This is a genomic window from Actinomadura sp. NPDC048021 (genome assembly GCF_040653135.1).
Lineage (GTDB): Bacteria > Actinomycetota > Actinomycetes > Streptosporangiales > Streptosporangiaceae > Spirillospora > Spirillospora verrucosospora.
In genome coordinates, this window is the sequence record NZ_JBEZJQ010000011.1 from 281,230 (window position 1) to 291,401 (window position 10,172).

Sequence of the window (10,172 nt, forward strand, 5' to 3'; positions counted from 1 at the left end):
CGGTTCCCTTGTCAGGGGGTACGGACGGGTCAGCTGCGCTGGTACTCCTCCCAGGTGTGGATGGTCACTTTCGGGCCGTCGTCGGGGCCGCGGCCGGAGAGGCCGTCCAGGCCGAGGTAGTAGTCGCCGGTCTGGTGCTGGGCCTGGCTCGAGAGGTCGGTGTCGCTGATGGCGGCGGCGTGGATGTGCCACGGCCAGTCGCCCTGCGCGGGGCTGCGCACCCATGCGGCGAAGCCGACACGGCGCAGCGTGCGGGCGACCGCGGTGCGGGTGGCGGAGTCCATCCCCTGCACCGAGACGTCCACGACGCCCCCGCCGTCGTGGGTGCCCGCGGAGGTGGGGTCGCCGCCGGGGTTGTAGGAGCCCTGGTCCAGCACGAGGTCGCGGCCGAGCAGCCGCTCCGCCTCGGCCAGCATGCTCCGCGTCCGGGTGTTGACGACGGCCCCGTCGGCGGGCACGCGCGCACCCGGTTCGATGACGTCGGCGACGGTGAAGCGTCCGGTTCCGAGCTTGGCGAGCGACGTCTTGCCCGGCAGCCCGTTGGCGGCGAGACCGGTGTAGCCGAGCGACTTCTGGTACTTCGCGTAGGCGGCGACCGTGGTGGTGCCGAAGTAGCCGTCCACCCACGCGGCGTCGAGCAGGTTCCGGTCGCGCAGTGCCTGCTCGACCAGGAGCACGCTGGCCTTGGCGCCCGGGGTGAGCGTGTCGTCCGCCCGCCGCGGGTCGATCTGGGCGGCCTTGACGGTGGCCTCCATGTTCACGCTCGGCAGGGCCCGGACGCCGGGCGCCTGGCCGCCGGCCGCCCGGGCCGCCGGCGTCTCGGCCGGGCCGGTGAACGAGGTGAGCAGGGTCGCCGTCACGAGGGCGGCGGCGTACGAAGGCAGCTTCATCGGGTCTCCTGGGGAGGGGACTGGGCGCAGAGCCCGCGGCGGATTCCACGGTCGCCCGGCTGCTCACGTGTTCACAAGAAGATCGTTGTTGTCAGCCTGTCCGCCAGGAGATTCCGTACAGACGTAGACACGATCTGACAGACGGGACGCGCGGCTCGGAAGGCCCCTCCGGGGCACCGGGCGTCAGGAAACGGAAATCGTTGCGGGACGCTGATCGCGGGGAAGAATGCGATGCATGACGCGGACTGTGACTCTGCCCGGCGGCGGCGCGCTGCCGATGATCGGTTTCGGGACCTGGCAGCTGCGGCCCGAGGCGGCGTACGCATCGGTGCGGGAGGCGCTGGAGATCGGCTACCGGCACGTCGACACCGCCACGCTGTACCGCAACGAGGCGGACGTCGGCCGGGCCCTGAAGGACAGCGGCGTCGACCGGGAGGAGGTCTTCGTCACCACCAAGCTGCGCCCGCAGGACGCGCGGGACGCCCGCCGCACCCTGGAGACGAGCCTCCGCCTGCTCGACACCGGCTACGTGGACCTCTGGCTGATCCACTGGCCGACCGGCGGGGACGAGCTCGTCCCGACCTGGCGGGCGCTGCTGGACGCCCAGGACGCGGGACTGGTCCGCCATGCCGGGGTGAGCAACTACAGCCCGGCGCTGATCGACGGCCTGACGGAGGCCACCGGGCGGCGGCCGGCGGTCAACCAGATCTCGTGGAGCCCGGCGCAGCACGACCCGGCGCTGCTGGACGAGCACCGGCGCCGGGGGATCGTGGTCGAGGGCTACAGCGGTCTGAAGAACACCGACCTGCGCGACCCCGTCCTCACCGGGATCGCCCGGCGGCACGGAGTCACGCCCGCCCAGGTCGTCCTCCGCTGGCATCTGGAGCACGACATCGTGATCCTTCCGAGGTCGTCGCGCCGGGAGCACATCGCCGCCAACTTCGACCTCGAAGGCTTCGCTCTCACGGACGAGGACGTCGCCGCCGTCGACGCCCTCGCCCGAGACGCCTGACCGGCCCGCCCCACGCGAGCGGGGGCGGGCCGGGAGGGGCGGGAGGTCCCGGTCAGCGGGGGTTGCCGGCGCGCCAGGCGACGTAGTCGGCGACCGCCTTGGCGACGTCGAACTCCGGCGTGAACCCCGTGTCGCCGGTGAGCCGGCCGATGTCGAGGTAGGGGTCCTCGCCGGGGCCGTTCCGCCTGCCGGGCAGCAGGTCGAGCCGCAGGCCGGGCGTGATCGCCTCCAGGGCGTCGGCGACCTCGCGGTTGGTGAACGGCCGCCCGCTGGAGACGTTGTAGGTGTCGTGCCCCAGCGTCCTCGCGGTCATCAGGAGGGCGATCGCCCGCCCCGCGTCCGGTGCGTAGCAGCAGTCGCCGCCGTCCTCGGCGTGCAGCGGCGGCGGCCGCTCACCGCGGAGCACCGCGCTGACGTACGGCGGGACGTGGAAGAACGGGGACTCCGGGTCGACGAGCGGTCCCCAGACCGTCCCGATCCGGAGGACGACCGGCTGCACGCCGCTGCCCTGGAGGGCGTGCGTGGTCAGCGGCTCCACGGCCTTCTTGAAGGCGATGATCAGGTGCGGCAGGTCCGCCGTGGGGAGCGCGAGCTCCTCCCGCCAGGGGATCTCCGGGCGGCCGATGTACGCGCCGAGGCTGCTCGCGACGGCGAACCTGCGGACGCCCCAGGAGCGGGCGGCGTCCAGCGCGTTGAGCAGGCCGGACATGTCCGTGCGGAAGTAGCCGACCGGGTCCTCGCCGGGGACGCTGCCGGCGAGGTGGACGATGTCGCCGATGTCGTGGCGGTCGCCGAGGGAGAGGAAGGCGTCCCGGTCGGTGACGTCGAGGCGTTCCACCGTGACCCGTCCGGCGAGGAAGGACGGGACCTCGCTCCGCCGGTGCGAGGTGACGACGACGTCGTGCCCGAGGTCGGCGAGCGCGCGTGCGGTGTGGGCGCCGATCATGCCCAGCCCGCCGGTGACGAGGATCATCGGATCACTTCGTAGTGCAGGTGGGTCACGCCGGGCGCCGGGACGGCCTCCAGCAGCCGCAGGTTCACGTGCTTCGGGAACGTGCGGAAGTAGCCGTGGCCGCCGCCGAGCAGGACGGGCACCTGGTGGAGGATCAGCTCGTCGACCAGGCCCGCCTCCAGCGCGGAGGTCAGCACCCCGCCGCCCATGAGGGCGACGTCCTTGTCCCCGGCCGCCTCGCGTGCCGCCGCGACCGCCTCCTCGATCCCGCCGGTGACGAGCGTCTGCCGCTCGCCGATCCCGGGAACGGCCCGGTGGCTGAGGACGAACAGCGGCGCCGTCGGGTGGGGGCCGCCCCCGCCCCAGCGCCCGGAGTGCTCCCAGGTGACGCGCCCCGCCACCACCGCTCCCACGCGTGCCGCGGCGGTGTCGAAGACGCGGGCGCTCTCCTCGCTCAGCTTGAACCCGCCGAACTCCCGGCTCGGGGTGTCGCCGTCGAAGTACCAGTCGAAGAGCGTTCCCGCGTCGCCGAGTCCGCGTCCGAGCTCCTCCTCCCCGTCGGGCGTTCGGCCGCTGATGTAGCCGTCCACCGAGACGGCGTGGGCGCTGACGACCCTGCTCATGTGTCCCCCTCGTTGATCATCGGTTGGTCCGTCCGGTCGGGGCCGCTCAGCGCTCGGCCCGGTCGTACAGGAGGCAGATCGCGCCGCTCTCGGTGACCCGGCTGGAGGCCAGCGTCCACGACGCGGAGGGGCCGTCGGGGAACAGCCGGGCGCCGCCGCCGACGAGTTCGGGGCACAGGGTGATGCTCAGCCGGTCCACCTCGCCCGCCTGGAGGAGGCTGCGGATCACGCTCGCGCTGGCCAGCACGATGATGTCGCCGCCCTCCTCCTCGCGGAGCCGCTTGACCGCCGTCACGGGGTCGGTGTCGGCGAGGCGCGCGTTGTCCCAGGCGGCCTCCCTGAGGGTGGTGGAGAAGACGACCTTCTCGACCGCGTTGAGCCAGCGGGAGAACTCCCGGTCCCTGGGGTCGGCGCTCTCGTCGTCGGCGACGGCGGGCCAGAACCCGGCGAACCCCTCGAAGTTCTTGCGGCCGAGCAGGGCGGTGGTGGCCGCGCCGGTGACCGCCACCATGTGGTCGCGGGACGCGGACGCCATGGCGTGCGGGACGATCCAGCTCATGTCGTACTCGCCGCCGGCGCCGTTGACGCGGCCGTCCAGGGACAGCGTGATGTTGGCGGTGACGGTGCGGCGGGCGTTCTGTCCAGTCATCGGACGGTTCCTTTTCGGTCGTGGGCAATACCCCTCACAGTGGCGGCACCGATGGCAGGCTGTCGTCGTCAGAGTTGGTGACATCCGGTCCGGGCTTGGAGGGGGCGATGACCGGTTCCGTCGTCAGCCCCGTCCTGATCGGACGGGACGACGAGATCGCCGTCCTGCGGGCGGCCTACGAGGGTTCCCGGGCCGGGATCCCCGCGACGCTCCTGGTCTCGGGTGAGGCGGGGATCGGCAAGTCGCGGCTGGTCGCGACGGCGGTGGGGGACCTGCCCGGCGACCCGCTGGTGCTGTCCGGGGGATGCCTGGAGCTCGGCTCGGAGGGCACCCCGTACGTGCCGTTCGTCGCCGTCCTGCGCGATCTGGTGCGCCGCCTCGGCCGCGACCGGGTGGCGGCGCTGCTCCCGCCGGGCGGGGCCGCCCTCGGCGACCTGCTCCCGGACCTCGGCCCGGCGCCCGCGCGCTACGGCCCGGCCAGGCTGCTGGAGGAGATGCTGACGCTGCTGGGCCGGGCGGCGGAGACGCGGCCCGTCGTCGTGCTCGTCGAGGACCTCCACTGGGCGGACGCGTCGAGCCGCGAGCTGTTCGCCTACCTGGCCCGCAACCTGGCGGGCGTCGCGGTGCTGCTGGTCGGCACCGTCCGCACCGGCGAGCTGGCCGCCGGGCATCCGAACCGGCGGACACTGGCCGAGCTCGGCCGCAGCGACGCGGTGTCGCGCGTCGACCTCGGCCCGCTGGAGCACCGGCACGTCGCCGCGCTGCTGGCGGCCGCGGACGGGCGGCCGCCCGACCCGGCGCGCAGCGTCCGGATCCACCGGCGCAGCGGCGGGAACCCGCTGTTCGTCGAGGCCCTGAGCACCGCGGGCGAGACGCCGCCGGGCGACCTGCGGACGCTCCTGCTCGCCCGCGTCACCGACCTGCCGGACCCGGCCCGCGAGGCGCTGGAGGCCATGGCCGTGGCGGGCGCCGAACTGGACGACGACCTCGTGAGCGCGGTCGCCGGCGGGCCCGGCCGCGACCTCGGGCACGCCCTCGGCCACCTGACCGAGCGGGAGCTGGTGGTGGCGCGGGAGAACGGGTACGCGATCCGCCACGACCTCATCCGCGAGGCGGTCTACGACGCGTTGCCGCCGCCCCGCCGCCGGCGCATGCACGCCCGGTACGCGGCCGCGCTCGCCGACCGCGCCGCGCCCGCCGGTCCCGCCGCGGGCGGCACGGCCCTGGCCGAGCACTGGACCGCCGCGGGCGAGTTCGCGCGGGCCCTGCCCGCCGCGTGGCACGCCGCCGACCGCGCCGGCCGCCAGAACGCCTACGACGAGCAGCTCCACCTGCTGGAGCTCGTCCTGGAGCACTGGCCGAAGGCGCCGGAGCCGGCCCGGCTCATCGGCGCCGACCGGACGGTCGTGCTGGAACGCGCGGCCACGGCGGCGTTCAACGCGGGCCGGTCGGCCGCCGGGGTGGCGTACGGCACCGCGGCCCTGGACGAGCTGGACCCGGCCGCCGAGCCGGAGCGGGCGGCCCGGCTGCTGGGCCTGCGCGGCCGGCTGCAGAGCCGCATCGACGGCGGAGGCCGCGACGACCTGCGGCGGGCGGTCGAGCTGGCGCCGCCCGGGGCCTCGGAGGAGCTGCGCGGCCGGCTGCTGTCGGCCCTGGCCTTCGTGGAGTTCATGGCGTTCGACCTCGACGACTGCCGGCGGCACGCCGCGCGGGCGCTGGAACTCGCCGACCGGCTCGGCGACGACGCCCTGCGCGCGCCCGCGCTGCTGGTCCTGGGCGCGCTCCACGGCACGCACGGCGAACTGGAGGAGGCAGCCGGCGCCTTCGCCGAGGCCCGCCGCGCCGCCGACGCGGCCGGCGACGCGCACACGTTCCTGACCACCTTCCAATGGGAGTCGACCTTCCTGGGCGACGCCGGGCGGTACGAGGAGGCGGTCGAGCTCGCCCGCACCGGGCAGGAGGTCGCCGAACGGCTCGGCCAGGCCCGGTCCCGCGGCAGCATGCTCGCCAACACGCGCGGCGTCCCCCTGGTCTACCTGGGACGCTGGGACGAGGCCATGCGCGTCGTCGACGACGCACTCGCCCTGGCGCCGCCCCCGCTGTACGCCGCGTTCCTGCGCCTGATCGCCGCGGAGATCGCGCACCGGCGCGGGCAGACCGAGCTGGGCGGGACGCTCCTGCGCCAGGTCACCGAGTTCGCCATGCACACCGTCGGCGCGGCGGAGGCGAAGTCCTGGCTGGCCCTGCTGCGCCTCGACCGCGCGCTCGGCCAGGACGACCTCGGCGCGGCGGACCACGTCGTCGGCGAGCACCTGCCGACGGCGGCGGGCCGCTGGCCGCCGCAGGAGACGGCGCGGTTCGCGGTGCTCGGCGCGCGCGTGCAGCGGGCCCGGCGCGCGGCCGCGCCGCGGAACCGGCGGGTCGCGGATGAGACCGCCGACCGGCTCGCGGCCCTCGCCCGCATGCTCGGCTCGCTGCGCACCGAGACCCCGGTGATGGACGCCTACCGCCGCACCTTCCGCGCCCTGACGGAGGGCGGCGAACTGGCCGCCTGGGACGAGGCGGCCGCGGCGTGGCGCGACCTCGGCAACCGCTACGAGACCGCCGTGGTGCTGGTGGAGGCCGCGGGCGCGGCGCTCGCGTCCAACAACCGTCCCGGCGCCCGGTCCCGGCTGCGGGAGGCGCGCGCCATCGCCGACGACCTGGGCGCCGCCCCGCTGCGGGCGCGCATCGACGACCTCGCGGCCCGCGGCCGCCTCACCGACGACGCCGCCCCGCCCGGCGAGGGCGGGGGCGCCGCCCGCGCCTTCGGCCTGACCCGCCGCGAACTCGACGTCCTGCGCCTCCTCGCGGGCGGGCGGACGAACCAGCGGATCGCCGCGGAGCTCTTCATCTCCGCGAACACCGTCGCCACCCACGTGACCAGAATTCTCACCAAGCTCGGCGCCGCGTCCCGCACCGAGGCCGCCGCCAAGGCCCGCGAGTCCGGCCTCCTGGACGCCCCGCCCTGATGCGGCGCGCTACCGAGGTCACGTCCCGGCGAGGACGCGTCCGCCGTGCCGCGCGGGGACCCGGGTCGGCCAGGAGGCCGGCCAGGCGACGTCGTCGACCGCGAGCCACGGCGCGGCGGCCACGCCCGCGGCAGCATCTCGATCCGCGCGTCCGGCACCGCCTCGTACCGGCGCGCCGACGAGGGCCTCCAGCGGGGATCGGCGGCGCCGAAGACCACCAGCAGCGGGACCCGGACGGCGGCGAGGCGCTCGGGCACGCCGCGCTCGGCGACGTAGGCGGTGTTCCGGCGCAGCACCGCCCGCATGGAGCGGTACGTGATGGCCCGGACCCCGGAGACCCGCTCGTCCGGGACGTCCACGGGGCCCGCGGCCGCGGCACCGATCCCGCGGCGGATCATCGCGTCCGACCGCCTCGCCCACAGCAGCGGCCCGAGGGGCGGGGAGAGGAGGGCCCGGATGAGGAGCGGCTGCCGGAGCAGCGCGTCCGGATCCGGCCCGGTACTGATGAGCGCGAGCGACCCCACGAGGCCGGGACGCCGCTCGGCGAGCGCGGTGGCGACGTAGCCGCCGCTGGAGTGCCCGGCCACGTCGACGCGGTCGATCCCGAGGCCGTCCAGCAGCGCGGCCACGCGGTCCGCCTGGTCGGGCACGTCGTAGGACGCGGCGGGCGGGGACTGCCCGCAGCCCGGCAGGTCGACCCGGACGACGTGCCGGTGGGCGGCGAGCGCCGGGATCATCGGCTTCCAGGTGCCGCCCGAGGCCCCCGATCCGTGGACGAGCAGCAGCGGCGGCGCCTGCCGCGGCCCGTCTTGCACCACGTGCATCCCGTGCATCCCGTGCATCCCGTGCGAAAGCTCAACGTCGGACTCGCTCATGCGGCCACCCTGCACGGGCGTTCGCCCACCGGTCTTGAAGAAATGTTCGCCGAGGGGCGTCAGACGACGGTCGCGGGCTGCTCGCGGGGGGTCAGCCGCAGCCGCACCACCGTGGGAATCGACTCGCGTTCGAGGGCGGCGCAGAGCCGCGGGAGGGCCTCGTCCTGGATGCGGCGCCGCAGCTCGTCGGGATCCGCCTCCTGCCCGTAGAGGATGCTCACCCGCAGCCCGGCCCCCTTGGGCGAGCGGACCAGCAGGGCCCGCACCCTGCGCACGCCCGGGTACTCGCCGATCTCGGTCTCCAGCGCGTCCGTGATGGCCTTGGCCTCCACCCGCGTCGCGCCGGCCCGGATGTCCGGCTCCAGCGAGAGACCCCGCACCCGGCTCGAACGGAGTTGGGCGAGCATCCAGGACAGCCCCATCAGCGCCAGGACGACCGCCACCGCCGCGACGGCGGGCCAGAACCAGCCGTGGCCGTCGGCGAAGCGGCGCGCCTCGGCGGTGAGGACGGGGCCGGAGGCCCGGGCCTTCCCGAAGGCGCCGAAGCCGCGGGCGAGGCCGAGCCCCCCGGCGGCGGCGAGGAGCAGGCCGAGAATGAACAGGCCCGTGCGGTTGACGTGCGCGTTGCGGCGGTCCATCAGATCTCCCGGTGCTTCATGCGCACCGTGACGGAGCGGGTGGGGAGGGGGTCGAGCCGGTCGAGCCGCTCCCGCACCGCCTCGGTGACCTCCGCGTCCAGGCCCGCGGGCTCGCGCACGGGCGTCTCCGCGACCACCCGCACCCGCCGGCGCCCCAGCCGGACCCTGCTGACGCCCGACACCCCGGGCGCGCCTTCGGCCGCGGCGGCGACGGAGCGCTTGAGCCCCCGCCTGCTCACGCCCATCATCAGGCTCGGATCCCGCCCGTGCAGCGGGACGATCCGTGACTTGCCCGGCAGCACGGCGGCCAGCAGGAACCAGACGCCGACGACGGCCAGGCCGGCGAAGATCGCGCGCGCGTACACGCCGTCCCAGTTCGCGTCCCGCACCCACCCGTAGGGGAAGATGCGCGCCGGGTGGTTCAGGGCCGCCGAGATGACCTCGATCGCCGTCAGCACCCCGGCCGCCGTCATCAGCAGCGCCGCAGCGAGGGCCGGCAGCACCCGCTGCGAGCGGAACGTGTGCCTGGCCGCCCGGTCGGCCTTCCGCGAACCGGCCGGCCGCGTGCTCGGCTCCGCGGCGGGCCGCGCCCCGGCCTGGGCGGTCACCGCACGGTCCTCTCACCCGCGGTGGGGCGCCCGAGCTCGGCCACCTCGATGTCCACCTGCCCGACGGTGAGACCGGTCAGCTCCGCCACCCGCTCCCGCACCCGCTGGCGCACCTCGCGGGCGACCGCGCGGACCGGCATCGGGTAGGCCACCGACAGCGCCACCTTGGCCGTGACGATGTCGCCGTGCACCCGCACCTCCGTGCGCGCGGGCCCCCGCCCGGGGATCGGCACGCCGACGATGGTCCGGCCGAGCCCGCCGGACGCTTCGACGTCCTGCGCGGCCTCCGCGACGATGCGCGCGACGGACCGCTCACGGATCGTCGTCCTGCCCCGCTCTTCCTCGGTCATCGCGGCCGCCGCCCCGTGCGGCTCGTCGAGAAGACCTGCCCGAGGTCGAGGCTGCCCTCGATGACCCGGCCGACCACGAAGCCGAGCGCCCCGAGGAACAGGACGAGGAAGAACGCGCCGGCGCCGCCGAACGCCCCGGCGAACCCCAGTGCCAGCCCGACGATCAGGCCGATCACGGGCCACGGCACTCGCACATCCATCTCGATCACCCTCTCGCCTCGGCGGGGTCATCAGCCGCCATCGGCCACGTCCCCGATCACCACGTCCACCGTCCGCCGACCGGCCAGCGGGCGCACCAGACGCCGTACGTCCTCGGCGATCTCGGCGAAGGGCCGTCCGTACCGGACGACCACCCCCACCTCGACCACCGCGTCGTGCACCGCGACCCCCGCGTAGGGGGGCCCGGCGCGGTAGGTCGCGATCCAGCCGCGCGGACCGGCCGTGAGTCCCAGGACGTCCGGGCACGCCATCGCCGCCGCGCCGATCCGCTCCGCCAGTTCGGCGAGCGGCTCCCCGCGGCCGGGCGCCTCGGCCTGCCGGGCGCCCGCCGCGCCGGTCCCGGCG

The 10,172-nt window shown here is 75.6% G+C and carries 11 protein-coding genes and 1 pseudogene; 2 read left to right on the top strand and 10 right to left on the bottom strand.

Features of this window, described 5'->3' with window-relative positions; translation table 11 throughout:
• Positions 1-29 precede the first annotated feature (29 nt).
• On the bottom strand, positions 30-890 hold the full coding sequence (locus AB0C87_RS20665) for a peptidoglycan-binding protein (protein WP_360579003.1): 861 nt from the start codon (positions 888-890) through the stop codon (positions 30-32).
• 235 nt (positions 891-1,125) lie between these two features.
• Between AB0C87_RS20665 and AB0C87_RS20670 the strand changes: the two genes are divergently transcribed.
• Entirely contained in the window at positions 1,126-1,902 is a 777-nt protein-coding gene (locus AB0C87_RS20670) for an aldo/keto reductase (protein WP_345179422.1), read from the top strand.
• 52 nt (positions 1,903-1,954) lie between these two features.
• Here AB0C87_RS20670 and AB0C87_RS20675 read toward each other — a convergent pair whose 3' ends face one another.
• The 3 genes from AB0C87_RS20675 to AB0C87_RS20685 are packed head-to-tail and all read right to left on the bottom strand — an operon-like array spanning position 1,955 to position 4,126.
• Entirely contained in the window at positions 1,955-2,875 is a 921-nt protein-coding gene (locus AB0C87_RS20675) for an NAD(P)-dependent oxidoreductase (protein WP_345179421.1), read from the bottom strand.
• Positions 2,872-3,477, bottom strand: coding sequence for a dihydrofolate reductase family protein (locus AB0C87_RS20680; RefSeq protein ID WP_360579006.1), 606 nt, complete (start codon positions 3,475-3,477; stop codon positions 2,872-2,874). Before AB0C87_RS20680 ends, AB0C87_RS20675 begins: the two co-directional genes overlap by 4 nt.
• A 46-nt stretch (positions 3,478-3,523) precedes the next feature.
• Positions 3,524-4,126 carry a dihydrofolate reductase family protein gene (locus AB0C87_RS20685; RefSeq protein WP_360579008.1) on the bottom strand — a complete coding sequence of 201 codons (603 nt, stop codon included), beginning with the start codon at positions 4,124-4,126 and terminating at the stop codon, positions 3,524-3,526.
• A 107-nt stretch (positions 4,127-4,233) separates the two neighbouring features.
• On the opposite strand from AB0C87_RS20685, the gene AB0C87_RS20690 reads away from it, so the two are divergent.
• Entirely contained in the window at positions 4,234-7,137 is a 2,904-nt protein-coding gene (locus AB0C87_RS20690; protein ID WP_360579010.1) for an AAA family ATPase, read from the top strand.
• A gap of 182 nt (positions 7,138-7,319) precedes the next feature.
• Here the strand turns inward: AB0C87_RS20690 and AB0C87_RS20695 are convergent.
• From AB0C87_RS20695 to AB0C87_RS20720, 6 genes and pseudogenes are all read right to left on the bottom strand, one after another.
• A pseudogene (locus AB0C87_RS20695) lies at positions 7,320-8,012 on the bottom strand (alpha/beta hydrolase); the annotation flags it as partial.
• A gap of 59 nt (positions 8,013-8,071) precedes the next feature.
• Positions 8,072-8,650 carry an alkaline shock response membrane anchor protein AmaP gene (locus AB0C87_RS20700; protein ID WP_345187797.1) on the bottom strand — a complete coding sequence of 193 codons (579 nt, stop codon included), beginning with the start codon at positions 8,648-8,650 and terminating at the stop codon, positions 8,072-8,074.
• Entirely contained in the window at positions 8,650-9,258 is a 609-nt protein-coding gene (locus AB0C87_RS20705; protein ID WP_345187795.1) for a DUF6286 domain-containing protein, read from the bottom strand. The genes AB0C87_RS20700 and AB0C87_RS20705 overlap by 1 nt, the downstream gene beginning before the upstream one ends.
• A complete protein-coding gene (locus AB0C87_RS20710) occupies positions 9,255-9,608 on the bottom strand; it encodes an Asp23/Gls24 family envelope stress response protein (RefSeq protein ID WP_345187792.1) in 354 nt (117 codons plus the stop codon). Before AB0C87_RS20710 ends, AB0C87_RS20705 begins: the two co-directional genes overlap by 4 nt.
• Positions 9,605-9,808 carry a hypothetical protein gene (locus tag AB0C87_RS20715; protein WP_345187789.1) on the bottom strand — a complete coding sequence of 68 codons (204 nt, stop codon included), beginning with the start codon at positions 9,806-9,808 and terminating at the stop codon, positions 9,605-9,607. Before AB0C87_RS20715 ends, AB0C87_RS20710 begins: the two co-directional genes overlap by 4 nt.
• Positions 9,809-9,838: 30 nt before the next feature.
• The coding region (locus AB0C87_RS20720; RefSeq protein ID WP_360579013.1) for a hypothetical protein at positions 9,839-10,172 on the bottom strand (334 nt) is incomplete at its 5' end.